Below are 24381 nucleotides of genomic sequence, written 5' to 3' on the forward strand. Positions count from 1 at the left end.
TATGTCTATTGATTCTCCTGTGTTACCTTCATCCTCGACTTTGTCCGACCATCCATTGTTGCAGCCATTGAACATAGGTGGTCTGACGATTGAAAACCGTTTGATGGTCGCACCGATGGCGGGCGTGACGGACAATCCTTTTCGCCGATTGTGCAAATCATTTGGCGCAGGTCATGCGGTCAGCGAGATGATCATCGCTGATACGGCACTTTATGCACGCAAAAAATCCCTATATCGTGCCAATTTCGACAATGAGATTGCGCCTATTTCTGCACAGATAGCAGGCGCAGAGCCAGACAAATTGGCTGAAGCGGCTCGTTATCAAATCGATAATGGCGCGCAGATTATCGATATCAATATGGGCTGTCCGGCCAAAAAAGTCTGCCGTAAGCTGGCAGGCTCAGCGCTGCTGCAAGATGAGGATCTAGTAGCAAGATTGCTTGATGCTGCAGTCAATGCCGTTGATGCGCCTGTCACACTAAAGACACGATTGGGGTTTGAAAACGGTCGTGAAAACATTCTACGAGTCGCCAAGCGGGCAGAGCAAGCAGGTATTGCCGCGATTGCGATTCATGGGCGTACGCGCGAGGATATGTATACGGGCGAGGCGCGTTATGAGTTAATACGCGAAGTCAAAGACAGCATTAGCATTCCTGTCATTGCGAATGGCGATATCGATAGCGCGCAAAAAGCGCAGCATGTCTATGAGCTGACAGGATGCGATGCAGTGATGATTGGACGAGCCGCACAAGGTCAGCCGTGGATATTTCGTGATATTGAGCATTTTTTGCGCACAGGTGACGTGCTTGATGCCCCAAGTGTGAGCGAGATTAAGGAAGTTGTACTGGCGCATTTGCAAGAGCTGTATGACTTTTACGGCGAGTACTCCGGCTGCCGTATCGCCCGCAAGCATATTGCGTGGTATACGACAGGCATCCCCAACTCCAACGCCTTCCGTCAAGCGATGTATGGCGAGGAGAGTACAGCAGGGCAGTTCCGCGTGGTTGAGCGTTTTTTGCAGACGCATGAGTAGTAATGATCTGTACAGTTTCATCACGCTTATCATAAGCATAAATCACTGATACGTCTTTTAATCCTGTTGATTCAAGCTATATTTTATCAACAGGTGTGGCTTCATTAAAAGGCATAGCATCAGGGTTTTTCTCAGATGTTGGCTTTTCTTTTTGCCAAGGGAATCAGCCTTCTAGCTCAACTTGTAGTGATAAACTCAAAAACGTACGAATAAGCACGAGAATACCCAATACTGAGACGCTGCGTAATGTCGGCTCTGTTGCCATAATGTCTGCGGCAATCAGTACCTCAAGTCCCAAAAGAATGGATTTGCCAACGGTCTGCCTGCTCTCTACATAGGTATTATGGTTCAGGCCGCCCGATATCCGAAATGCTTTATAAAAAGCAAAGAGAGTCCAAAGAACATAATCAAGACACCAATGACTTCGACTATCTTGGCAATCAAGTCAATATAGTGGGTTAGGTTTCCGATCAAAATAACGTCTCCTCTGTATCAGTCAGCAAAAAGTATGGCGCTAAATATCGTCACTATTATATGATGATATATCACTATAAACCTCTAAAACCGTCAAGTTAACTATCAGCTATTGGTGTTTTGTTCACTGTATGCGATATTTTTTTGCTATGCTGTAAACGAATATTCATTGGCATAGGACAGACAAAAAGGACTTTTTATGGCTAATCCCTCAAAAAAAGCAATAACAAAAGCAGTAAAAGGCAAGAATATTATCATTACGGGTGCATCAAGTGGTATTGGCGAGCGTACGGCTTTTTTATTAAGTGAGTGCGGGGCGCATGTTATTTTGTTGGCGCGTACTAAAGACAAACTAAAAACCGTCAAAGAAAATATTGAAATATTGGGTGGCAGGGCCAGTTATTATCCATGTGACCTCACCAATATGGATGAGATTGAAAAAATCAGCGAACAAATTCTTGCTGATTTTAAACATGTGGATGTATTGGTCAATAATGCTGGTCGTTCGATTCGCCGTTCGGTACATGAGTCGGTCAACCGTTTTCATGACTTTGAGCGCACCATGGAGATCAATTATTTTGGCGCGGTCAAAATTATTCTTGGTTTCTTGCCGACGATGATTAACCGCCAAACGGGTCAAGTTGTCAATATCTCTTCGATTGGGGTATTGGCCAACAGCCCTCGTTTTGCTGCGTATGTGGCGTCAAAATCTGCGTTAGATGCGTTTAGTCGTTGCTTAGCCGCGGAAGTCAAAGGCGATAATATCAAGGTCACCAATATCTTTATGCCCTTGGTACGTACTCCTATGATCGCCCCAACCAAGCTATACCGTTATATGCCAGCTTTGATGCCTGATGAAGCTGCGCTCATGGTCGCAAAAGCCATTGTCCATAAGCCAAACAGTATCGCCAGTAATATGGGCAAATTCGCCTCAGCCACTTATTCGTTGGTGCCAGCATTTAACGTTGGTATTCAATCAATTGGTTATCGTATCTTCCCAAGTTCGACAGCGGCGCAAACGACTGATAGCAAGCCTAACTTTGCTCAGCGTGCCTTTGCCAGAATTCTCCCTGGTGAGCATCACTAAGATAGGTTTACTCTCAATTATTACGAAAACAAAAAAAGGATATGATGGTATCCTTTTTTAATGCTCTATCTATTTGTATTAATGTTCCTATAATATAAATAGGTAAGGCGTTAGTAGCCTTTTATTCTTAGCAATTTGCTTCGGTTAAAGTTTATTTGCCATAATCCACCTTTATGCGCAGAATGGGCGGTACCCTAGTGAGGACTTGAATGTTTGGCTGTAAACTATACACACTGGTTAATTAGGATATCAAAATATTGGGAATGTACTTCTGAGTGTACAAAACGTTAGATTCTCAAGCTTAAGATCAGCTATCACCAATAATCCTGCTCTGCTTTATTAAGCCATTCGTTAAAGTTTTCACAAATCATATGGAAAGGTAAGTCACTAAGGTCAACCACAATTATCTTTGGGTCACCTGAGTGATCATCTCCATCGAAGTATGCCGCCCAATCACCATTTTTGGCTAAAGGCACTAAGTTAAGCCTTTCAATTTTATGGTTTCTCAATCTATATAATAACTTACCGCCATCTGTTTCAGAATCTACAAACCACCATTGAAAATATTCATCGGACTGTACCGTTTTAGTGCAGTTTGCTAATTGTAGATAACGAGCAGGATAGATGAATCCATCAGGCAGTATCTTTATTGGGTAGGGCTTAAAGCTTTTTTGTTTGATCATTACTTTATTACCTCTGGATCATGTTGATCGATGCGCTATACAGTCACTGAACTTCAATCACATAGGTTAATAACAAAATATCGAAAAATGCTCACTACACGTTTGATTCTATAAATCAATCTTAATCTCAAGACTGTAATCTTGCCTTAAAAAATCAACCCATGCGACTATGAGCTTTTCAAAAACACCTTTTTTGACAGTAGCTTTAAAGTCATTATTTTTTTCGTCATATATAGAGCATATCGTCACATTCTCACCGTCTATGACAACTTGCCAAGTCTCAGAACTTATATCTAATATATTATTTCTTAAATTATCAAGCATGTTCTCTGAAGATTCGATATCTAGCTCTGATAAATAGTAGGACAGCATTCTCATTTCATTACTATTATTTAAAGGACGACATGATGGTATTAGCCTATCCCATTCATCATTTTTAAAATAATAAAAAGCCATGCTCATAACAAATCCTTCTTGATTAACTTCTTCTAAAATAACGGTTGCTTCAATTACAAAGAAGTTATCAGCTTTTATCCGAAATTTGTAGTACTGAACTACATATTGTCATTTACTGCCTTATTTATAGGGTATACCCCAAGGGAACCAACCATTTAACCCTTCAAACCTATTAACAGACTACTTGAAACAGACCGCTATCATGGAACTACTTATAACAGACTGGCGAAACCAACAGACCTTGTTAGGCTTTTCTATTGTCCAGCCTGTGAGTAACAATACTCGCAGGCTACAGTATCAGCGATAAACGGTTATATAGAAAGCATCGCGATCCAGTACTTTATTTAACCAAATACTCGCCACAATATCCAAAATATACCTATCATCAAGACAGCGATAACGAGTAATCGTTTTAGCCAATAAGGAAGCAAAGGTTTCTTATAGCCCAAGTCGTTCAGCTGACCATCAACACCATCTTGCAAGCTCTTAAATCCTTGGCTTTGCTTGGTGGTTTTGACGCGATTTTTTACCAATGGTCCAGGCCCGTCATCGATCTCTTGCTCTCTATCGAAGCTAATGGCCTGATTGGGGATACCTTGTTTGCTAGCGATGGTATTGAGCTTTTGCTGTTGTTTTACTTTGAGTGCAGTCTCATAGGCATCAATCCTAGTTTTGGCTTCATCCATACTGATGTTTTCGTCTGCCGCCAACGTTTTGATGGCCATCACCAAGTTGTTTTTTTCGACCATCATAATGACGTCTTTTGGCAACTTTGTACTGACCGGCTTTTTGCTAGGGTCGGGGTTAAACATGGCTGTCCTTATTACGGCGTATGCGTGTGAATGAGTAGTCGCGTTTATTATAACCATTTTACATACAGAGTATTCAAGTTACACACAGAGTATTCAAGCAAAAAAATACCGCGATCACATTGCGATCGCGGTATTTTGGTATTTATCTATGATTAGCATTTATGCCAATTTTGATAAATTATAGGTCTTTCCAGCGTTGGATAGATTCTTTGATGACTTCTTTGGCTTCGCTCACATCACCCCAAGATTCAACCACAGTAGTGCCCGCTTTTTTCAGGTCTTTATAGTGGCTGAAATGGAACTCTAGTTGGTTGATTAACTGCTTTGGTAAGTCTTCTAGGCTGTTGTAAGCATTACCTGTGTCACGGTCATCAGCAGGTACAACAACGATCTTGTCATCGACTTCGCCATCATCAACAAACTTCATGACACCGATGACTTTTGCTTTTAGGAAAATGCCAGTCGGTAGTGGCTGCTCAGTCAAAATCAATGCATCTAGCTCATCACCATCTTCGTCAAGCGTTTGCGGGATGAAACCATAGTTACACGGCTTAGCAAAAATCTGTGGATCAATACGATCAAGCTCAAATACGGCCAATTCGCGATTCCACTCAATTTTATGACTGCTACCAGTTGGGATCTCTACGACTACGTTGATGATACCGCCGTCTACGTCGCCTGCGTCCAAAATTTTATTAAAATCTGCCATGAAATACTCCAATTTGCTTTTGTTTTAGAGGTTTGAATGATTGATGTAGCTGGGGATACTGCAAAATCTTTGCCGCACCCGATTTGTACTGGGTGCGATTATAACAAGTTTGGTCTAAATTTTCTCTTAATGCTTAAGTCTAAGCGTGCAAGATATTATGCAAAAAAAGATTATGCAAAAATGGACTCAAAACTCACTTTGGCGCTATTGCTCGTAATTCAATCAGTCCAGCATGACGCTTGGCGATATTATCGATAAGTTTTTGAGTAACTATCTTGTAGTTTAATGCGTCGCTGATTTGTTGAGTCGTTTGTGTTTCTGACTCTTTTTGCTCCGAATCTATCTGCATGGCCACAAAATCAGACAAGCGCAACATCTGCATCCCCGCATAACCGCAAGGATTGATAGCATTAAATGCTGACAAATCACAATCTAAGTTAATTGCGATACCATGATAGCTAAAGCCATGCTTAATCTTGAAACCCAACGACGCTATTTTTCCAAGCATAATCTTATTATCAAGAGATTTGTCATCTAGCGAGTTGCTATTAGCATTGCTACTGTCATACGCTACAGTGGGGTCAGAATACATATAAACGCCAGGTGCATCACGGCGAGCATGGGCGCTGATATGCTCACTGCTAGCAGATGCTGAGTGACGCAGACAATCATTTACCACATCCTCTATCGCCTGCTCAGCGTGGGAGACCAGATGGCGTACACTCCAGCCCAAACTGTTTAAGTCAAACAACCAGTAAAGTACCAGCTGTCCGTGACCATGCCAAGTTACCTGACCACCGCGGTCGGTCTTGATGATAGGCGTGTCGGTGCGCTGCAATATGTGTTCTTCTTTGCCTGCTTGTCCAAGCGTATAAACATCGTTGTGATCAACGATCCATAACTCATCAGGCGTGCGCAGTCCTTGCTGTTTTTTTAGATCGATACGTTCGAGAGTACGTGACAGCATGGCATCGAGAGTGGGAACATAATCGGCTGCTGACAGAGATTTACTGATCAGCATGTCATTGAGCGGTTGTGTGTCGTTTTGCATGAGCGTGTCTGTCTTATGATTGTCCAGTGTAAAGGCGGAGGATGCCGATGGCTAGTGTAGCAGTTTTGGCAGGTATCGCTCAAAGTTTATATGCTATCACGCAGTCTAAAAGACAGTTAAATACTAAGGGTGAAAAGTCATGAAGGATCCATAAAAATATTTATATATCATTGAGTTAGCTGATAGGTAGACAACACTAGTACAGACGCACTAGTCAACCAAAGAAGCTGTTCATTGCGCAGTCAATGCGCTACATTAAAGTTTGATAAGCAAAACCGAATAAAATGTACGGTCAGGGCATATAACGGATGCGCGCGTCTGACTAACAAAGCAACACCATAATTCAATAAACATAGTGACCATGTGACATCATATGAGCACGACAAGGAAGATAAATGACAGATAGCAACCAACACGCCCATGAGCAGGCGCCAACCGATGCAGGTTTTGTGCTGCAGCGTATGCCTGAAGCGTTGAGTATCGCAAAAACCATCGATGAGATGAAATCTCAATTCTCACGCCTGCAAACATTGAGCCGTACGCGGCCGATCAATGACTGGGGCACTCGTGAGACCCAGCTGGATAATCTGGAGGTGATGTTGAGCGACAATCAAGAAAGCTTTGCAAAAGCAATCAGCGCAGACTTTGGGTATCGTAGCCAATCAGAGACTCAGTTTGCTGAGTTGTTTCCAAGCTTTACGGGTATCAGTCATGCCAAAAAGCACGGCAAAAAGTGGATGAAAACGTATCGTGCGCCTATTTCACCCCTATATATGCCCGCTCACAACGAGATTCAGCCGCAGCCATTGGGGGTGGTCGGTATCATGGTGCCGTGGAATTATCCTTTATTTTTGGCAATTGGTCCGATGATTGATGCAATCACCGCGGGCAACCGGGTCATGGTCAAAATGAGCGAAGCTGCGCCGCAGTTTGCGCAGACATTTGCTGATGCCATTTCTCGTTATTTTTCGCCAGATATGATCTGCGTGGTACTGGGCGAGGTTGATATTGCTGCTGCCTTTAGTGAGTTGCCATTTGACCACTTGCTATACACGGGTTCGACTGCTGTAGGCAAAAAGGTAATGGCTGCCGCTGCGCCTAACTTGACACCAGTGACGCTTGAGCTTGGCGGTAAGTCACCAGTGATTGTATTGGATGATGCCAATCTAGAGTCGGTGGTCAACCGTGTCATGATGGGTAAAACACTAAATGCAGGTCAGACTTGTATTGCCCCAGATTATGTATTGGTTCAACGTCAATATCATGACCAGTTTATCCACTTGGCAAAAGAGTGGATGGCCAAGCACTATCCCAATATCGAAAACAATCCAGACTATTCACGCATTATCAATGGTGAGCAGTTTAAACGGGTCAAGGGTTACCTAGACGCGCTAACAGGTGTTGAGATACACGCACTTACTGCAGTTGAGCCCAATATCGAAACGCGTCTAATGCCACCTGTGATTGTGAGCGAGCCTGCGCCTGATAGCGATCTGATGCAAAATGAGATTTTTGCTCCGATTTTGCCGCTGATGCATTATGAGACACTCGAAGATGCAATTTATTTTGTGAACTCGCGTCCACGGCCGCTGGCGCTATATGTCTTTAGTGACAACTATAGCAGCATCGAAAACGTGCGTAACAATACAGTCTCTGGCGGTCTATGTATCAATGAAGTGATCATGCATGTCGCCCAGCATGACTTACCGTTTGGTGGGGTCGGTGACTCTGGTACAGGCGCATACCATGGCAAAGCAGGCTTTGAGCGCTTGAGCCATATGAAACCTATCTTTGTACAGACCAAGCTAAATGGTCTCAATTTCTTATTGCCGCCTTATGGTGGACTGTTTAAAAAGGCGATGGCATTGTTTTTGAAATAATTGCTCTATGGGAGTTATTCAAAAATTGATTTTGAACTCTCTTCATTCGATACCTATATCTATAGCATCTATCAAAATAGGTGCTATTTTTTTGTCTAAAAAATCAAAGGTTAGCATTGGGAAAAGCGTTATCAATGATAGCGTTATATCTGCATGGCATGAGGTTTAACCATCTCAGCAATCGACAAATAAGCATTTGTTATTACTCCTATAAGTCGCTACACTTTGTAGTAAGTTTAAACAACAGTGAATGATTCATAGATGTTGTGAGTCAATATGACATCGTGATGCTCTGTGGTTGTGATACTTCTTTCATGCCAGTACAAAAAGATAAATAGGACAGAACATGCGCCAATGGATTGCATTAAGCTTACTGTGTATGAGCGCGTTGTTGCTGCCTTTATCAGCATCCGCAGCTTGTGAGTCACCGATCAAGTTTGGCGCACTGACGTGGGAGAGCGGACAGTTTACCTCTGGGGTACTTAAATATATTGCTGAAGAGGGTTACGGTTGTACGGTAGAAGAAGTGCCAGGGGCAGGACCTGCGCTTGAGACCGCATTGTCTCAAAACGATATTCAGATCATCGGTGAGCAGTGGATTGGACGCTCACCAATCATGGAAAATGCCATCGAGCAGAACAAAGTGGCCGTCATTGGCGATACACTCAAAGGCGGTGCGACCCAAGGGTGGTATGTCCCAAAATATGTATTAGAAGAAAACCCAGGGCTACGTCGTTATCAAGACTTGCCCAAATATGCTGATCTATTCAAAGACCCTGAAGATCCGAGCAAATCTCGCTTTATGAACTGTCCCTCTGGCTGGACCTGTGAGATTTTTAATACGCGTCTGTTAAAAAATACGGGGCTTGATAGTATTTTTAACAATGCTCATCCCGGTACGGGCGCTGCGCTCGATGCCGAAATCGCCTCTGCTTTTGAGCAGCATAAGCCGCTATTGTTTTACTACTGGCAACCCACGGGCCTAATGGCAAAGTATGATTTTGCTGCTTTAGAGTTCCCAGATCACAAAGATGCCTGCTGGCAAGACCTATTACTCGCTGACGGTACATCTGATTGCGTATCAGGCTTTCCCGTATCGCCGCTAGGTATTGCCGTATCTACCCCATTTATCGAATCTAACCCTGAGCTGGCAGAGGTCTTCAAAAAGATACAGTTTACGCCTGATGAGCTGAACGGCGCTATCTTGGAGATGAGTGAGGGTAAGCGTAGTGGCGATGAGCAGGCGTTGGTATTTTTGCGTGATAACCCAGACGTTTGGCGCGGTTGGTTGTCTGAGGAAGCTGCTACCAATCTTGCGACTAAGCTCGGCATTAGCTTAAACGGTGCTGCTATCACTGCTGATACAGCTGCCTCTCGTAGTGATCAGTCAGCACTTTCATCCAGCTTTCCTTCGTGGTCGCTTGAGACCCCGCTCAACAATGCCTTATCAAGCGTCGTCCAAAACTACGGAGACGTATTTCGCACTATTAGCACGGTGACACTTACGTACTTGCTCTTACCCATTGAGCGATTATTAACGATTATTCCGCCTTGGCTGATTATCGCCTTGGTGGCTGTATTGGCGTGGTTTGGTGTACGCAAGATTTGGTTTGCGCTGGCATGCGGCGCGGGGCTGTTTTTGATTGGTGCTTTTGGGTTATGGGGCGCGCTGATTGATACCTTAGCGTTACTCATCGTGTCAGTATTGGTCACGGTGGTGATCGGAATTCCTATCGGTATTGCCATGTCGGGTAGCAAGCTGCTACGCAAGATTGTGACGCCAGTACTTGATGTGATGCAGACGATGCCAAGCTTTGTGTATCTTATACCCGTGTTGATGCTATTTGGTATTGGTAAAGTGCCTGCGTTATTTGCCACGGTTATCTATGCGTTGCCGCCACTGATTCGTCTGACAACGCTGGGTATTACGCAAGTTAATCATGAAATGGTCGAAGCAGGACGCTCTTTTGGTAGTACGCATTTACAGCTACTCATTTGGATTAAACTGCCACAGGCGTTGCCTAGTATCATGGCTGGTATTAATCAGGCGGTCATGATGTCACTTGCGATGGTGGTGCTGGCCTCGATGATTGGGGCACCGGGTCTTGGTGAAGATGTATTGCAATCTATCCAAACCCTCAATATCGGGCAAGGCTTACAAGCAGGTACGGCGATCGTTATCGTTGCCATTATCATTGACCGCATTACTCAAGCCTTTGGTCAAGGAAAGCGTGCTCGTCAAAAAACGATCAAAGCAGGCAGGCGTCCGATTGGGTAGAAACTTGTCCAATAGTCAATGAGTAAAGCCAGCATAAAAAATCAGGCAAATAGCGAGAGTCACGATGAATCATATCCAGCTAAAAAATATCAGTAAAATCTATAATGCCAATAGCACGCAAGCCCAGTCTGCAATGGCGTTACTGGCTGAGGGTATGGATAGCGTTGCAGTTAAAGAACAAACCGGCTACTCGGTGGGGCTCTACGATATCAACTTGAATATCAAAGCAGGCGAGCTACATTGCATCATGGGGTTGTCAGGCTCTGGCAAGTCGACCTTGATACGTCATCTCAATCGCTTGATTGATCCAACCAGCGGGGAGATATGGGTTAACACGACGGTCAATACCAAAACGCACGCCAAGGATAATACTCAGGCAAACACTGCGCCAGTAGACGAAAGCTCATCTAACGCTATCAATATTTTGGAGCTCAATGATAAACAATTGCAGCACTACCGCCAGCAGACAGTCAGCATGGTTTTTCAGCATTTCGGCTTAGTTCCGCACATGACGGTGATTCAAAACGTCGCTTATGGTCTGCGTGTCCGTAAGATGAGTGTGAGCGAACGCCATGAGATCGCGCGTTATTGGCTCAATGAAGTGGGGCTGACCAACCTAGAGCACAGTTATCCCGACGAGCTATCAGGCGGGATGCAGCAGCGTGTTGGGCTGGCTCGTGCGCTAGCAACGGACAATCCCATCTTATTGATGGATGAGGCATTCTCTGCGCTTGATCCACTCATCCGCGCCCAGTTGCAGGATCAACTGCTTGCATTGCAAGATCGACTCAATAAAACCATTGTTTTTATCACCCATGATATTGATGAGGCAGTCAAAGTCGGTCAGCGCATCAGTATCCTAAATGGTGGACGCTTAATACAGACTGGAACGCCAAGCGACTTACGGCACAATCCTGCCGATGACTATGTCGAGCAATTTATGAGTGCCAAAGCTTAATTGGTACTGATGAGGGTGTCAGACACTTCTCTATCAGCACTCTTACTACCCTGTTAAATAAGTGTAGCTATCGACAGCTTACTATTAAAGTAGGCTCCAATAGCGTTGTATACTATTAAGACAAACTAATGCGTCTCAATAATCCGAATCACTGTCTCTCCACCATTTTTCAAAGTCTTATCTCTTTAACTTGAGTTCCCTCATAATAGAATTTTGAGCTATTTATCGCTCATGGTTGCCAAAACTCGTACCATCCGTAACAAGGACACGTCATGTCATATAAAAACAATCAAAAAAATAGTAATCATGAAGAAATTAAGAAACCTCGCTCATCAAGCTGGCTAAAAAACGTTAGTGCCTTTAGCATGACGACAGTGCTGAGTGCAGGCATATTAGTCGCCTGTGGCCAGATGAGCAATGCAGAAAGCAGCGCGAGCAGTAGTACCAAATCAGGTAGTCAAAATACTGGCGTCACCAGCTCTCGTGACATGTTGCCCTCTGACATGCTCAAACAAATGCAAGCATTGCCGCAGCTAACAAAAGGCTTAGGCGACACAGGTGCGGCAGTGATTGATCCTAATAAGCCGACCTTGGTAAAATTTTGGGCGAGCTGGTGTCCGCTATGCTTGGGAACGTTAGAGGAGACTGAGACGTGGCGCACTGATCCTAAATTTTCAGGCTTAAACGTGGTGACAGTCGCCAGCCCCGGTCATCTTAATGAAAAAGCTGATGGTGAGTTTAGTACTTGGTACGCTGGCGTACAAGCTGACTACCCAAAACTGCCTGTCTTGACTGACCCCTCAGGTGAACTCATCAATAAGCTTGGCGTGCAAGTTTATCCGAGCTGGGCTATCCTTGATAAAAATGGCAATCTGGTACACTTGGTAAAAGGTAATATATCAGCAGAGCAGGCTTACGCACTTGCCGAAAATGCAGGTAATGGCTTTGCTGAGCTCAAAGCAGGTAACGCTAAACCTGCCAATGCACAAGCATCAGACAACAACAAAATCGAAACCATCAAGCAAAAAGATGGCGTGTATTACAATGAGACAGGCAAACCAATCAACACCCGCTCAATCTACCTTGCAGGGGGCTGTTTTTGGGGCGTTGAAGCTTATATGGAGCGCGTTGATGGCGTCATCGATGCCGTATCAGGTTACGCCAATGGCGATACAGCCAACCCAAGCTATGAGCAAGTCATTCGTGGCTCGGGGCATGCAGAAACCGTAAAAGTCACCTATGATGCGGATAAAACAGACCTCGATACCATCTTAAAATACTATTTCCGAGTGGTTGATCCAACGAGTCTGAACAAGCAAGGTAATGATCGCGGTGTGCAGTATCGCTCAGGTGTGTATTACACTGACAAAGAAGACAAAGCGGTGATTGATGCTGCGCTCAAGCGTGTACAAAGCAAATATGAGCAAAAAGTCGTGGTCGAAAATGAGCCCTTAGATAATTTTTATTTGGCTGAGATGTATCATCAAGATTATCTGGCAAAAAATCCAAATGGCTATTGTCATATTGATTTGAGTCTTGCTGATGATAAGCCTGAAGGGGCAGCTCGCACCAAGCTTGCGCCAGTTGAGACTATTGCTGAGACGTTAGATCCCAAGCGCTATGCTAAATTTGACAAAGATGCGCTAAAGAATACGTTGACCAAAGCGCAATACAATATCACGCAAGAGGCTGGGACGGAGCGCGCCTTCAGTCACGAATATGACGATTTATTTGCGCCTGGTATTTATGTCGACGTAGTCAGTGGTGAGCCGTTGTTTTTGTCGACAGACAAATACCAGTCAGGATGCGGCTGGCCCAGCTTTACCAAGCCTATTGATATTCAAGTGATTACTCAGCATCAAGATACGGCATTCAATATGGTACGTACTGAGGTGCGCTCGCGCGTAGCAGATTCACATCTGGGTCATGTATTTCCTGATGGTCCAAAAGACCGTGGCGGGCTGCGTTATTGTATCAATGGCGGGGCGCTACAGTTCATCCCAGTCGATGTGATGCCGCAATCGGGCTATGCACCATTGGTAAAACTGGTGAAATCATAGTCGTTTTATTGCCACCTTTGAATAAATAAAAAAGACGTTAAGTTCCTCTTAGCGTCTTTTTTGTACCATGTACTGTTAGATATTCGATGATCATTTTCGCTAGTTGTACGAATTTTGCTGCAATCTCATGCGAACTCTGACATCAATACCAAACTTCGTTATACTGGATGGTTTATGGATGACGCATACTTTATGGGCGTCTATTATCCAGATGTTATTTATTATTCAGACATAAGGTCGCTTGGTTGATTCGGTGACGTTTGTTTCTCATTTCTGCACTTTTAAGGCCATAGCATGACTGCTACTTATTCACCTATTATTACCTCACTGCTTGATAATGATTTGTACAAATTTACGATGTTGCAAGCCATGTTGCATCAATTTCCGCAGACGCATGGGGTCTACCGTTTTCGCTGCCGCAATAATAAAGACACCGCTTATCCACTCGCCAATATCAAAAAAGATCTAGAGCAGCAACTAGACAGCCTGTGTGAACTGCGTTTTTTGCCAGATGAGCTGGACTACCTACGTGGTTTGCGCTTTATGCGCTCAGACTTTGTGGATTATCTAGAATTATTTAAGTTAAAACGCCGGTTTATTACCGTCAGTATCGATGAGAAAGGCCGTTTGTCTATCGACATCGAAGGACCGATGATACAGGCGATGTTCTTTGAGGTGTTTGTATTGGCTATCGTCAATGAGCTTTATTTTAATGCGTTATCTGACGATAGCGTGATTGTAGAAGGACAGCGCCGCCTTGATGAAAAAGTGGCATTGCTGCATCAATATGCGGCAGAGCAGAAAAAAGAAGATCGTAATACGCCGCCGTTTATCGTCGCTGATTTTGGAACGCGTCGCCGCTTTAGTAAACGCTGGCAGGCGCATGTGGTGGAGACACTACACAAGGCTGCGCCAAAAATCGTGGGCGGCACATCCAATGTATATCTGGCAAAGCAGCTTGGCATGACACCGATAGGCACGATGGCACATGAGTTTATGCAAGCCTTTCAGGCATTAGATGTGCGTTTGCGTGATTCACAAAAGGCCGCGCTTGAAGCATGGGTACATGAGTATCGGGGCGATTTGGGTATTGCATTGACAGACGTGGTTGGTATGGATGCGTTCTTGCGCGACTTTGATTTGTATTTTGCCAAGCTCTTTGATGGGCTGCGTCACGATAGTGGCGACCCTTACATCTGGGGTGATAAGGCAGTGGCACATTATGAAAAGCTGAAAATAGATCCAAAGACAAAGATTTTGACTTTCAGTGATGGGCTGGATTTAGAAAAGGCTTGGGAGCTACATCAATACTTCAAAGATCGTATTAGAACCAGCTTTGGCATTGGCACCAATTTGACCAATGACATGGGCATCACACCGATTAATATCGTGCTCAAATTAGTAGAGTGCAATGGTCAGCCAGTGGCTAAGCTGTCTGATAGTCCAGGCAAGACCATGATCAATAATGACACGTATCTTGCCTATCTACGCCAAGTCTTTGAAGTTGATGAGCCTGAATAAACTAACTGTCCGTGCTGCTAGTAGATTTTTCTTCGGCGAAGGCCGCATCCAATGCTTCCTGTACCGCGTTAATACGGGTTTCGCAAACGCGATAAGCCGCAATAGATTCTTCAACCGTGGTCATCAGATTATCAATATCAGGCTCGTCTTGTTGCTGTAATTCGGCCGCATTGGTTTTTAAAATATCGTAAGCTGCCTTGAAGGTTTTTGGGGCGGCTTTTTTGCGTCTGCGAGTAGGGGTGGTCATAAAATTTCCTAATTGTTAAAGGTAAGTAGATAAGTAGTTGTTAGATATTATTATATGATTAAATGGGCATGTCTGAGGTTTCAGTCGCTTTCTTGTCGATATTGACATCGATAATCTGCGCTTTTGCATTGCCATCTTTTAAAATGATATTGACAGTTTGCTCAGGAGACAGTTGGGTGCTGGTCGTGAGCGTTTGGTTGTTTTTGGCATCCGTGAGCATGGTATAGCCTTGTTTGAGCACGCGAGACGGGCGATGTAATAGCACAATATCACGTAGATGTTCGCTATCGCGCTTCGCTTGCACGATTTGCTGCTGCACGTTTTGCATAATCGATTCTTGATGAGTTTTGCTATTGGTCGCGGCTTTCGTCAGTTGTTGACGTGCCAAGGTTTGCGTTTGTGTATATCGCTCAGCCGTCAGTCTGGCGGCTTGCTTTACTTGACGCTGGGCACTTTGTTGAATGCTGCGCCACGCATAGTCAGTGTCTTTTCGCAGAGCGGTGAGTTGCCCAATAGTTTGAGACTGTATTTGGCTCAACTGGCGTGTGCTTTGTTGTTCCGCCGTATTGAGTTGGCGCTGAGCGGCTTGTTTGATTTGCGCTTGATATTGTAGCGTCTGAGTGACGAGCTGGGCTAAATGGCTATGGATAGCAGCAATCACTTTTGAGGGCGTGTCAAAGCTGGTGTGCGCCACTTCATCTAAGATCACCTTGTCGCGTTCATGACCGATACCCACCCAGACAGGCACAGGCTGCTCAGCAACCAACGCTGCCAGCTCATAATCATTAAGATAAGCCAAATCACCAACCGCACCGCCGCCGCGAATAATGACCAATAAATCAGGCAAACGCTGATAAATTTCATAAAACTGCTGCTGAGCACTAACGATGGCTTGGCGTATCTCAGCGGGCGCATGATTGCCCTGAAAAGTCGCATTATGGTAGTGGAAATGACAAGCACCTGTACTGGCTAAGCGATCCGCATCTGCTTGAAAGTCACCCAATCCAGCCGCCTTTTCAGGCGCGATGACCAGCACATGCTCGATATCAAAAGGGGTAGGCAGCTGCTGATTGAGGTGTAATAGCCCTTCGCCTGTTAAGCGATCAACCATTTCTGCATACTGCCGTGCCAAGTCGCCTAGGGTATAGCTGGGATCGATATCCTCAATCGTGATTGAAAAACCGTACTGGGCATGGAATCCTGCCGATACTTTAAGGAGTACGGTCAAGTCACGCTCAAGCGGCATACCCGTTGCGCGCTCAAACTTGGCTAATACACGAGCCGCTTTAAAGCGCCAAAGGTTGCCGCGGCAGCTGGCGACCACTTTGCCATCATCGTCTTTTTCTGCCAATTCAAAGTAATAGTGACCACCTTTGCTCGACAAATTACGGATTTCAGCTTTGACCCATACCCGGTGGTCAAAGGTCTGTTTGATGACCATTTCAACCGCGGATAAGTAATCACTCAGGCGTAGGACCGTATCCTCTAAATGGTCTTCTTGCTCAGCGAGCTCGGCCTCTAGAGTGGCCAAATCTTTGGCAGGTGCGAGTACTTTGGCCTGTTTGATATTTGAAAGGTTAGGTTTGCGCATGATATAAGACCAAAGATAATGAAAATATAAAGACTGATGAGGATTTGCTGAATACGATAGCGGATAGTTTAACCCAAAAGGGCGCGCACAAAAAGCAAAGCCAACAAGCTTTGATTGATATATCATCCATATCGCGGCTTGTTGGCTATTTCATAAATCACAGTATGTCAGGTGATGCTAGAGAAACGCAAATGGCGTCGCTCATTTAGAGAGTTGCTGATAGAGAGTTACTGATAGAGAGTTACTGATAGAGAGTTACTGGCAACGAAAATTGATCTTGTACTCATAATCATCATTGCGTGACAAATCTGGCGTGCCCGTGCCAAAGATTGAGCCAATCACGGAACCCACTTGCCCAACCATACGGCCAGTACGTTCATTTAAGATACCATTATATTTGACATTGTCATCAACGATAATGACTTGTTTGCTTCGACAGGTTTTTTGCGCACTATCAATTGCATTTTGCTGCGCTTTGACTTTGGTATCAGCGATTCCCGTGGTTTCATAAATAGAGTTGGCACGTTGAATCACTGGTGATGATGGCGTGCTTTGACAAGCGCTTAAAACGAGCGCACCGGCCAATATTGCACCTAAACTGGCAGTTTTGTTAAAGGTATTCATAAATAATTCCTAATGTATATAAACAGAACGTCTTAGCGATAGGCAAAGCTTCATGAATGTAGCGCATCTAGATATTACCTGTCTAGACGCTTACTGTGTGCGGTATTACAGCAGTATTACCTATCCAATTTATGACAAAAAAAGCGTGCTTAAATAAATCATATACTCAGCTGCTGGGCATCAACTTTGGCCTAACATAAAACAAGTCGCACCCGTACACAGCAAATCACTTGAAATAAAAATCATATCTAGGATAATTGAGCCATTCATTTTTATTAATAAGTAATACTATGCAATTGATTCCTGCTCCTGCTGGTGTGCTCGAGGTCGACGCACTATGGCAAAATGACAATCCTAACGACCCAAATACAGATACCGTCGCGCTGCTGTGTCATCCCAATCCGTTGTTCGATGGGACAATGAACAATAAAGTGGTCACGACTATGTACCGCTTTGCCCGTGACAATGGCATGCATGTGGTGCGCTTTAACTTTCGCGGCGTTGGTCAATCGACAGGCGAGCATGATTATGCGGAAGGTGAAGTGGTCGATGCAATGACCGTGCTACAATGGATTGCTGAACAAACCAATGCTCGAAAGCTATGGCTTGGCGGCTTTTCTTTTGGTGGTTATGTGACGGCGCGGGTGGCTGAGCAAGTACTTGAAGCCGCGCATATATGGGGGTTGGATGATTTTGACGTGTCAAAAATCGCGCTCATCGCACCCTCAGTTGAAAAAAATGACAGTACTGATATCGATTTACCCACCGATAAAACCTTTGAGATTTATGGTAATGCGGATGAAGTAATCGCGCCTGAAAATATGCAGGCATTTGCAGATCGTTTAGGAATTGCAGTAAGTGTCGTCGATGGTGCTGGTCACTTTTTTCACGGTCGCTTATCAGAGCTCAAAAAGTTATTAGAAACGCATAGTAATACGTAGTTTTAACCTTAACCGATAATTCATGTTTTAGGGTAGCACTTAGCCATTCCAATATTTTGATATTTATTTAATCCAACGATGAGTCGTATTATGAGTTTATCTCCATTGCAACGTTACGAGAAAGCCGTCAGTACCGATGAGTTTACTCGGGATGAGCAGCAATTTCAGGCCATGAGCTATCTTGATGAGATATACCATCAGCTCATCAATAGCGCACCGCAAAAGAAAGGATTCTTTGGGTTTTTAAAATCTAAGCCTGCCGCGCCAACTGGATTATATATGTGGGGCGGTGTCGGTCGCGGCAAGACGTGGATGATGGATATGTTTTATGATTCATTGACCATTGAGCGCAAAATGCGTCTGCATTTCCATCATTTTATGCAGCGTGTTCATCAGGAGTTGAATAAGCTTCAAGGCGAAAGTGATCCACTCGAAAAAGTCGCCGATATTATTTATAAAGAAGCGGTCGTTATCTGTTTTGATGAGTTTTTTGTGTCTAACGTCTCTGATGCGATGATTTTGGGTGATTTATTTACGATGCTGTTTAATCGCGGTATCACTTTGGTGGCTACCTCAAATATTGAGCCGTCTGGTTTATACAAAGATGGTTTGCACCGCGACCGTTTTTTACCAGCCATTGCGGAAGTTGAGCGTCATACGACGGTAATGAATATTGACTCGGGAATTGATTATCGTCTGCGCGTATTGCAACAAGCTGAGTTATACGAAGCGCCGCTTACTAAGGCGAACTACCATTGGTTAGCCAACCGTTTTGCGAGCTTGTCGAATAATCAGAAAATTAGTAAAGAGCCCATTACTATCAATGGACGAGAAGTAAAAATCAACGCTTGTACCGAAGATATCTTATTCTGTGACTTCCGTCATCTCTGTATGGCACCGCGTTCAGCCGCTGATTTTATTGAGCTTGCCAAACGCTTTAGCACCGTTTTAGTTGACTCTGTGCCAGCACTAGATGACGACTTGCGTGATCCAACGCGCCGTTTCATTTATCTCGTCGATGAATTTTATGATCGCCGTGTGAAATTATTGGTACGGGCAGAGCAGCCGATTCTAGATTTGTATCAAGGAGAAAAATTGGCGTTTGAGATTGAACGTACTCGTTCACGCCTGCTTGAGATGCAGTCAGAGGACTATCTACGCATGGACCACCGAGTCGAAGATGTTGCGTAGTTTATCGCTGAATTGAGACTGCCTATGTGTAGCTCTCAATTGCTCTATAGCTGTTAAAAAATAAGAAAATGATATTATTAATAAGTAGTGATAGATAATAATAAAGAAGGATAAAACAATGACTACAACTGACAATGTTGATAATGAAAGCCAAGAAATAGAAGACAAAAAACTGTCTGTGAAGAACGTAGCAGCGAATGATATCTCATCTACCAGTGACGAGCTGATAGGTTGGATCAATTCAAGACGCAGTATGGGCAATCTAGATGAGCCAGCACCGACGCGGGCGCAGATTGAATCTGCCATTGAGTGTGCGGCAACTGCGCCAGATCATAAAAAATTGCGTCCTTGGCGCTTTATTGTGACCCAAGGGGAGGCACGTCACGAGTTAGGTAATGCTTTGGTAGCCGCAGCAAAAGAAAAAGCGCTCAAAGAGGGCGAAGAGCTGTCTGAGAAAACCATCAAAAAAACCCATACCATGCCGCTCCGAGCACCTGTTATCATAACGGTCGTGACGCAAATGCAAGAACATAAAAAAGTGCCACCTTTTGAGCAAATGCTAAGTGCAGGTGCTGCTGTGCAAAATTTGATACTGGCACTCAAAGCTCAGGGATTTAGTACAGTTTGGCGTACTGGGCTGTTATGTAATGAGCCTGCGGTAAAAGCTTATTTTGATGTGGGTCCAGATGATTATGTGACCGCTTTTGTTTATACTGGTACTAGTCCAAAAGATGAGTCCAAACGCAAACCTATTGATATCGAGCCGTTAGTACGCTTCGAGTCGTAATTTGACTCAGTGCTGTCTCTTGGTAAAATTATTACCTCAAAAAGACCGCGAGCCCGAGTATCGGAGATATCTGGGAACAGTAGCTCCTATTGAGAATAAGTCAGTCAACATGGATAAAAGAACATGACAAGTCCTAACGATAGCAATAAAAATAACAACAGCGCTAACAATGAGGCGGGCAACAATACGTCTGAAAAACAAAACGGTATGTTGGCAGGTATCTTAGAGCGTGCAAGTAAGTCAGGCATCGGTCGTAAAAAATCAACGCCCAATCCGGTTGAGTCAGCAGTCGCAAAAGACATGGCAGAGATTCACAGCAACCCTACCAAGCTGCGTTTGGCGTTTTTAGGTGGTGGTAGCTTTGGTACGGCAATGGCAAATTTGGCTGCGCGTAATGGCTGCGATGCTACGCTGTGGGTACGTAATAAACGTACTGTAAAAGCGATGGCAAAAACTCAAACCAATAAAAAATATCTGCCTGGCTACAAGCTTGATGACCGTTTGAAATACAGTCATGATTTGGCGGCTACCGTCAAAGACAAAGATATTATCTTTATCGCCGTGCCGGGATTGGCTTTTCGCGAAACGGTAAAAAACATTGCGCCTTTGATCAGTGGGCAGTCTATCGTATCGTTGACCAAAGGAATGGAGAAAGATACCTTTGCTATGATGAGCGACATTATTAAAGAAGTGTTGCCTGAAGTGAATTTCGGTGTTATGTCAGGGCCAAACCTTGCCATAGAAATCATGAAAAACATGCCGTCTGCCACGGTGATTGCAAGTGAGTCTGAGCCATTGCGTCATGCGGTACAAGCGGCCTTACACAGTGCCTTCTTTAGAGTGTTCGCGAGTGATGATGTACGCGGTGTCGAGCTTGGCGGCGCGCTCAAAAACATCTATGCCATCGCCATGGGTATGGCAGCTGCTTATGAAGTGGGTGAAAATACCAAAGCAATGATCCTTACTCGTGCCTTGGCAGAAATGAGTCGTTTCGGTGTTGAAGAGGGGGCCAATCCGCTAACCTTTTTAGGTTTGTCAGGAGTGGGGGATTTATATGCCACTTGTAGCTCAGAGTTAAGCCGCAACTATCGTATTGGTAATATGCTCGGTCGCGGCATGAGTATTGATGCTGCCGTCAAAAAGCTGGGTCAAACTGCTGAAGGGGTCAATACGATTCAGCAAGTCCACGAAAAAGCCACTAAAGCGGGCATCTATATGCCTATCACCCATGCGCTCTATGCGGTCATTTATGAAGATAAAGCAGCATTAGGCGTGGCACTACATTTGATGGAAGCGGGATTCCGTAGTGATGTTGAGTTTGTGATGGCGCATGATCATAGCAATGCTGCGCTTACCGCTCATATGAAAAACTCAAGTAACAGCGCTAAAGACAATACCAAAGACGACGCCAAAAGTAAAAATAGCGATGCTGATAAGTAAGATATTTTATTAAAAGGTACTATTGAGAGACAGTGCTAACTCCGCGCACCAAGGAAGGTTATGAAAATTATATTAGTACGTCATGGTCAAGCCGAAGATGAGACGCGTCCGGATAGTGCGCGTCAGCTGACTGACTTTGGTCAACAGCAAGCGGCACAGACGGCAGAGTATGTGACCACACACTATCATCCAGATTGTTTTATCGTCAGTCCTTATGATAGGGCGCAGCAGACGCTGGCTGCATTCCAGTCACGAATGCCCAACGTACTTTCAACAGTACAAGATAATATCACGCCCTCTGATGATGCCCGTGAGGCTTTAATTGATATTGCGAATATTGATGCAGAATGTCTGGTCGTTGTTTGTCATATGTCAATCGTCGCTTATATCGCAGGCTTGTTGACTGGTGATTATCCTGAGTCATTCTCTTTGGCAGAAGCCAGAGTGTTTGAAATGGAGTTTGTTATGACTGGGATGGCCACTGAAGTGGATCGTTTTGTACCTGATCAACCATACTAGGCTAGCCATTTCTTAGATAGGGTGAATTCAGAGTGAGGCAATCATGCCAATTAAGCGACTGGCTCAGCAGATAAAATGACTCAATCCTTTCTAAATAGTAGCACTGCTTCATCACAGTACTTTTATAACCGCAGCAATAATCGAGGACACGTTTAGTGTTACATGTTTGGTTACGAGCGCAGCATAGTCCGCTAGCTGTCTGGCGCGAAGATGTACAGCAATGGCAGACGGTTGATGGTTGGCAACAGTTACAAACTCTCTATGGTCATCATAAATCGAATGGCCAAAAGGCAATTTGTTTATATTTCCCCTCAAGTCATGTATTGCAAGTAGACACAGCGCTTAATAATGCTCAGCTCAAGCAGCTGGGTAATAGTGGTAAGCAGTATTTGTTTGAAGAAACCTCCCTAACGCCAGTTGAGCAATTGGTTATTCGTCAGTTGAGCCATGCTGATACGACGCAGCTGTACGCATTGGCACAAAGCGATATTGAGGCATGGCAGCAAAGTGCTCAGCTCGTGGGTATGAATATAGTGGCACTAATGCCAGATTTCCTATTACTGCCACCGCCAGAAGAAGGTGCAGGTCAGCAAGTGACATTATATCAAGATGATCAGACAATGCTTCTGCGTCAATCACTGTATCAAGGTATGGCTGTGAGCTATCTGCCATTAATTTTGGAGCGCTTCCCACACTTAACCGAAGTCATGCTGTTACCCTCTATTGATGTCTCAAGCGATAAAGAGCGTCATTTGGCTGAAACCACAGCACTCATCACTGATTATCAATTGTTATTGACGACATTGCCGACGACACCTAAGCCGATCGACAACCCAGAACGTCATGCCCTTAACTTCTTTATCAAGTCAACCGATTCGCAGTTATCTCCTTATCTGCGGGTAGCGATGATGGTTGCGTTATCAGCTTTGGTACTACAGATAGCAACCGATGGCGTACAGTGGTATCAATATAATGAGGCCGCCGCTGCCACCAAAACTGAAATCGCAGCGCAGTATCAATCTTGGTTCCCAGATGAGCCCCTCAGCACTCGAACCAAGCTCCAAGTACAATTACAGCCAAAACTGCTTAGCGACAGCCAGGCACCTGCATCACACATGGCAGCGCTGTCAAAGATATCACCCTTAATCAAACAATCTTCACTGCATGCGCAGACGCTAGTGATGCAGCCATCTGCACTCAGTTTTACGCTCATTGCACCTGATCGTGGCAGTTTGGATCAATTCACGAGCACGCTAGTAGCGCAAGGTTTGAATGCCAAGCTTGCGCAAGTGAGTAGTAATGATCAAGGTCAATTTAGTGCTCAGGTCACTGTGGATGTGGTGGAAAACAGCGATACGGCGAACACTCCGGCAGCATCATAATTCATCAGTGTATTGGTAAGAAAAGGTCAAAACATGAAACGATTACAGCGCCGTACCAAACGCAGTGCAGCTGTCTCTGCAACCAATACTAAGGCGCACGCATTCTCTGAGCGTATGAGCAGTTACCAAAATATGCTATCAACGCGCTGGCAAGCATTACCGCCACGCGATCAGCTAGCGTTAGCTATATTATCCGTATTTTTGTTGGTATTTATCGGCGGTTATGGTGGTTATAGCATTCATCAAGCGGCAAAAGAGAGCGAAAATGATTATCAGGAACAAGTGGCTGATTATTTTTGGTTGCGGGCGCAAGCAGGTAATATCGATAGTAATGCATTAAGTGCTGGCAATAACGCTAATGGAGAGGCTGACATGCCGCCTGCCAATCGCATTAGTGCGCTGCTAAATACCACAGGAATTACAGATGCTCAGGTCGTTGCGGCTGGTGATTCGGTGCAGTTAAGCTTTATCCACCCCAGTCAAGCTGTCGTAAGTACCGCTCTTGGCAAGTTAGAGCAGCAAGGTTGGCAGTTCACGCAGTTATCCATGCAGCAAGACCTAACGAATAAATCTATCCAAGTGCAAGCCACTGTCACTTTATAACTCGATACTGTTTAGTGGCAGGTATGGGCTTAATAGTAGAATATGAGTAACAGA

The 24381-nt window shown here is 44.5% G+C and carries 23 protein-coding genes; 14 read left to right on the forward strand and 9 right to left on the reverse strand.

Annotated elements, in window-relative coordinates; genetic code table 11:
* The first annotated feature begins 1 nt into the window (after position 1).
* Complete coding sequence (gene dusB, locus AS194_RS07880; RefSeq protein WP_083499640.1) at positions 2 to 1033, forward strand: tRNA dihydrouridine synthase DusB; 1032 nt, start codon at positions 2 to 4, stop codon at positions 1031 to 1033.
* A 163-nt stretch (positions 1034 to 1196) separates the two neighbouring features.
* Here the strand turns inward: dusB and AS194_RS07885 are convergent, their stop codons facing one another.
* Positions 1197 to 1331, reverse strand: coding sequence for a DUF1622 domain-containing protein (locus tag AS194_RS07885; RefSeq protein ID WP_371915075.1), 135 nt, complete (start codon positions 1329 to 1331; stop codon positions 1197 to 1199).
* 375 nt (positions 1332 to 1706) lie between these two features.
* On the opposite strand from AS194_RS07885, the gene AS194_RS07890 reads away from it, so the two are divergent.
* Positions 1707 to 2594 carry an SDR family NAD(P)-dependent oxidoreductase gene (locus tag AS194_RS07890; RefSeq protein ID WP_058024963.1) on the forward strand — a complete coding sequence of 296 codons (888 nt, stop codon included), beginning with the start codon at positions 1707 to 1709 and terminating at the stop codon, positions 2592 to 2594.
* 314 nt (positions 2595 to 2908) lie between these two features.
* Here AS194_RS07890 and AS194_RS07895 read toward each other — a convergent pair whose 3' ends face one another.
* The 5 genes from AS194_RS07895 to lipB form a co-directional block, all read right to left on the reverse strand.
* The gene (locus AS194_RS07895; RefSeq protein WP_058024964.1) at positions 2909 to 3277 is read right to left on the reverse strand and encodes a hypothetical protein; all 369 of its coding nucleotides are present in this window, start codon (positions 3275 to 3277) and stop codon (positions 2909 to 2911) included.
* 108 nt (positions 3278 to 3385) lie between these two features.
* Positions 3386 to 3739, reverse strand: coding sequence for a DUF5376 family protein (locus AS194_RS07900; RefSeq protein ID WP_058024965.1), 354 nt, complete (start codon positions 3737 to 3739; stop codon positions 3386 to 3388).
* A 338-nt stretch (positions 3740 to 4077) separates the two neighbouring features.
* The gene (locus AS194_RS07905) at positions 4078 to 4545 is read right to left on the reverse strand and encodes a hypothetical protein (protein ID WP_058024966.1); all 468 of its coding nucleotides are present in this window, start codon (positions 4543 to 4545) and stop codon (positions 4078 to 4080) included.
* A 178-nt stretch (positions 4546 to 4723) separates the two neighbouring features.
* Positions 4724 to 5254, reverse strand: coding sequence for an inorganic diphosphatase (locus AS194_RS07910; protein ID WP_058024967.1), 531 nt, complete (start codon positions 5252 to 5254; stop codon positions 4724 to 4726).
* A 193-nt stretch (positions 5255 to 5447) separates the two neighbouring features.
* Positions 5448 to 6305: a lipoyl(octanoyl) transferase LipB gene (gene lipB, locus AS194_RS07915; RefSeq protein ID WP_058024968.1), complete on the reverse strand. Its 858-nt coding sequence runs from the start codon at positions 6303 to 6305 to the stop codon at positions 5448 to 5450.
* 395 nt (positions 6306 to 6700) lie between these two features.
* On the opposite strand from lipB, the gene AS194_RS07920 reads away from it, so the two are divergent.
* The 5 genes from AS194_RS07920 to pncB all read left to right on the forward strand — a co-directional run bounded on the left by AS194_RS07920 (position 6701) and on the right by pncB (position 15002).
* Positions 6701 to 8185: a coniferyl aldehyde dehydrogenase gene (locus tag AS194_RS07920; RefSeq protein WP_058024969.1), complete on the forward strand. Its 1485-nt coding sequence runs from the start codon at positions 6701 to 6703 to the stop codon at positions 8183 to 8185.
* Positions 8186 to 8531: 346 nt separating this feature from the next.
* Entirely contained in the window at positions 8532 to 10463 is a 1932-nt protein-coding gene (locus AS194_RS07925) for a glycine betaine ABC transporter substrate-binding protein (protein ID WP_200960347.1), read from the forward strand.
* 64 nt (positions 10464 to 10527) lie between these two features.
* The gene (locus AS194_RS07930; RefSeq protein ID WP_058024970.1) at positions 10528 to 11421 is read left to right on the forward strand and encodes an ATP-binding cassette domain-containing protein; all 894 of its coding nucleotides are present in this window, start codon (positions 10528 to 10530) and stop codon (positions 11419 to 11421) included.
* Positions 11422 to 11735: 314 nt separating this feature from the next.
* Entirely contained in the window at positions 11736 to 13481 is a 1746-nt protein-coding gene (gene msrAB / locus AS194_RS07935; protein ID WP_413771712.1) for a bifunctional peptide-methionine (S)-S-oxide reductase MsrA/peptide-methionine (R)-S-oxide reductase MsrB, read from the forward strand.
* A 294-nt stretch (positions 13482 to 13775) separates the two neighbouring features.
* Positions 13776 to 15002, forward strand: a complete 1227-nt coding sequence (pncB, locus tag AS194_RS07940) for a nicotinate phosphoribosyltransferase (protein WP_058024972.1) — start codon at positions 13776 to 13778, stop codon at positions 15000 to 15002.
* Between the two features lies 1 nt (position 15003).
* Here pncB and xseB read toward each other — a convergent pair whose 3' ends face one another.
* From xseB to AS194_RS07955, 3 genes are all read right to left on the reverse strand, one after another.
* On the reverse strand, positions 15004 to 15249 hold the full coding sequence (gene xseB, locus AS194_RS07945; RefSeq protein ID WP_058024973.1) for an exodeoxyribonuclease VII small subunit: 246 nt from the start codon (positions 15247 to 15249) through the stop codon (positions 15004 to 15006).
* 58 nt (positions 15250 to 15307) lie between these two features.
* Complete coding sequence (gene xseA, locus AS194_RS07950) at positions 15308 to 16840, reverse strand: exodeoxyribonuclease VII large subunit (RefSeq protein ID WP_058025007.1); 1533 nt, start codon at positions 16838 to 16840, stop codon at positions 15308 to 15310.
* A gap of 255 nt (positions 16841 to 17095) precedes the next feature.
* A complete protein-coding gene (locus tag AS194_RS07955) occupies positions 17096 to 17464 on the reverse strand; it encodes a hypothetical protein (protein WP_058024974.1) in 369 nt (122 codons plus the stop codon).
* Between the two features lie 290 nt (positions 17465 to 17754).
* Here AS194_RS07955 and AS194_RS07960 point away from each other — a divergent pair, with 290 nt between their 5' ends.
* The 7 genes from AS194_RS07960 (at position 17755) to gspM (ending at position 24327) form a co-directional block, all read left to right on the forward strand.
* Positions 17755 to 18405, forward strand: a complete 651-nt coding sequence (locus AS194_RS07960) for an alpha/beta hydrolase (protein ID WP_058024975.1) — start codon at positions 17755 to 17757, stop codon at positions 18403 to 18405.
* A 90-nt stretch (positions 18406 to 18495) separates the two neighbouring features.
* Positions 18496 to 19596 (forward strand): cell division protein ZapE, encoded by a 1101-nt coding sequence (zapE, locus tag AS194_RS07965; RefSeq protein ID WP_058024976.1) that lies wholly within the window; start codon positions 18496 to 18498, stop codon positions 19594 to 19596.
* A gap of 118 nt (positions 19597 to 19714) precedes the next feature.
* The gene (locus AS194_RS07970) at positions 19715 to 20383 is read left to right on the forward strand and encodes a nitroreductase (protein ID WP_058024977.1); all 669 of its coding nucleotides are present in this window, start codon (positions 19715 to 19717) and stop codon (positions 20381 to 20383) included.
* A 123-nt stretch (positions 20384 to 20506) separates the two neighbouring features.
* On the forward strand, positions 20507 to 21823 hold the full coding sequence (locus tag AS194_RS07975; RefSeq protein ID WP_058024978.1) for an NAD(P)H-dependent glycerol-3-phosphate dehydrogenase: 1317 nt from the start codon (positions 20507 to 20509) through the stop codon (positions 21821 to 21823).
* Between the two features lie 60 nt (positions 21824 to 21883).
* Positions 21884 to 22342, forward strand: coding sequence for a SixA phosphatase family protein (locus AS194_RS07980; RefSeq protein ID WP_058024979.1), 459 nt, complete (start codon positions 21884 to 21886; stop codon positions 22340 to 22342).
* A gap of 155 nt (positions 22343 to 22497) precedes the next feature.
* Positions 22498 to 23724 carry a type II secretion system protein GspL gene (gene gspL / locus AS194_RS07985; RefSeq protein ID WP_058024980.1) on the forward strand — a complete coding sequence of 409 codons (1227 nt, stop codon included), beginning with the start codon at positions 22498 to 22500 and terminating at the stop codon, positions 23722 to 23724.
* A 33-nt stretch (positions 23725 to 23757) separates the two neighbouring features.
* Positions 23758 to 24327 (forward strand): type II secretion system protein GspM, encoded by a 570-nt coding sequence (gene gspM / locus AS194_RS07990; RefSeq protein WP_058024981.1) that lies wholly within the window; start codon positions 23758 to 23760, stop codon positions 24325 to 24327.
* Positions 24328 to 24381: the final 54 nt, after the last annotated feature.

This window comes from Psychrobacter piscatorii (assembly GCF_001444505.1).
Lineage (GTDB): Bacteria > Pseudomonadota > Gammaproteobacteria > Pseudomonadales > Moraxellaceae > Psychrobacter > Psychrobacter piscatorii_B.

What these genes read in the sequence shown, in the direction of transcription:
- AS194_RS07905 (WP_058024966.1), bottom strand. Translation starts at nt 4,545, where the DNA reads ATGTTTAACCCCGACCCTAGCAAAAAGCCGGTCAGTACAAAGTTGCCA.
- AS194_RS07920 (WP_058024969.1), top strand. Translation starts at nt 6,701, where the DNA reads ATGACAGATAGCAACCAACACGCCCATGAGCAGGCGCCAACCGATGCA.
- AS194_RS07955 (WP_058024974.1), bottom strand. Translation starts at nt 17,464, where the DNA reads ATGAATACCTTTAACAAAACTGCCAGTTTAGGTGCAATATTGGCCGGT.
- AS194_RS07970 (WP_058024977.1), top strand. Translation starts at nt 19,715, where the DNA reads ATGACTACAACTGACAATGTTGATAATGAAAGCCAAGAAATAGAAGAC.
- AS194_RS07925 (WP_200960347.1), top strand. Translation starts at nt 8,532, where the DNA reads ATGCGCCAATGGATTGCATTAAGCTTACTGTGTATGAGCGCGTTGTTG.
- lipB (WP_058024968.1), bottom strand. Translation starts at nt 6,305, where the DNA reads ATGCAAAACGACACACAACCGCTCAATGACATGCTGATCAGTAAATCT.
- AS194_RS07930 (WP_058024970.1), top strand. Translation starts at nt 10,528, where the DNA reads ATGAATCATATCCAGCTAAAAAATATCAGTAAAATCTATAATGCCAAT.
- AS194_RS07895 (WP_058024964.1), bottom strand. Translation starts at nt 3,277, where the DNA reads ATGATCAAACAAAAAAGCTTTAAGCCCTACCCAATAAAGATACTGCCT.
- pncB (WP_058024972.1), top strand. Translation starts at nt 13,776, where the DNA reads ATGACTGCTACTTATTCACCTATTATTACCTCACTGCTTGATAATGAT.
- AS194_RS07900 (WP_058024965.1), bottom strand. Translation starts at nt 3,739, where the DNA reads ATGAGCATGGCTTTTTATTATTTTAAAAATGATGAATGGGATAGGCTA.
- xseB (WP_058024973.1), bottom strand. Translation starts at nt 15,249, where the DNA reads ATGACCACCCCTACTCGCAGACGCAAAAAAGCCGCCCCAAAAACCTTC.
- dusB (WP_083499640.1), top strand. Translation starts at nt 2, where the DNA reads ATGTCTATTGATTCTCCTGTGTTACCTTCATCCTCGACTTTGTCCGAC.
- AS194_RS07980 (WP_058024979.1), top strand. Translation starts at nt 21,884, where the DNA reads ATGAAAATTATATTAGTACGTCATGGTCAAGCCGAAGATGAGACGCGT.
- AS194_RS07890 (WP_058024963.1), top strand. Translation starts at nt 1,707, where the DNA reads ATGGCTAATCCCTCAAAAAAAGCAATAACAAAAGCAGTAAAAGGCAAG.
- AS194_RS07910 (WP_058024967.1), bottom strand. Translation starts at nt 5,254, where the DNA reads ATGGCAGATTTTAATAAAATTTTGGACGCAGGCGACGTAGACGGCGGT.
- AS194_RS07975 (WP_058024978.1), top strand. Translation starts at nt 20,507, where the DNA reads ATGACAAGTCCTAACGATAGCAATAAAAATAACAACAGCGCTAACAAT.
- xseA (WP_058025007.1), bottom strand. Translation starts at nt 16,840, where the DNA reads ATGCGCAAACCTAACCTTTCAAATATCAAACAGGCCAAAGTACTCGCA.
- zapE (WP_058024976.1), top strand. Translation starts at nt 18,496, where the DNA reads ATGAGTTTATCTCCATTGCAACGTTACGAGAAAGCCGTCAGTACCGAT.
- gspM (WP_058024981.1), top strand. Translation starts at nt 23,758, where the DNA reads ATGAAACGATTACAGCGCCGTACCAAACGCAGTGCAGCTGTCTCTGCA.
- AS194_RS07960 (WP_058024975.1), top strand. Translation starts at nt 17,755, where the DNA reads ATGCAATTGATTCCTGCTCCTGCTGGTGTGCTCGAGGTCGACGCACTA.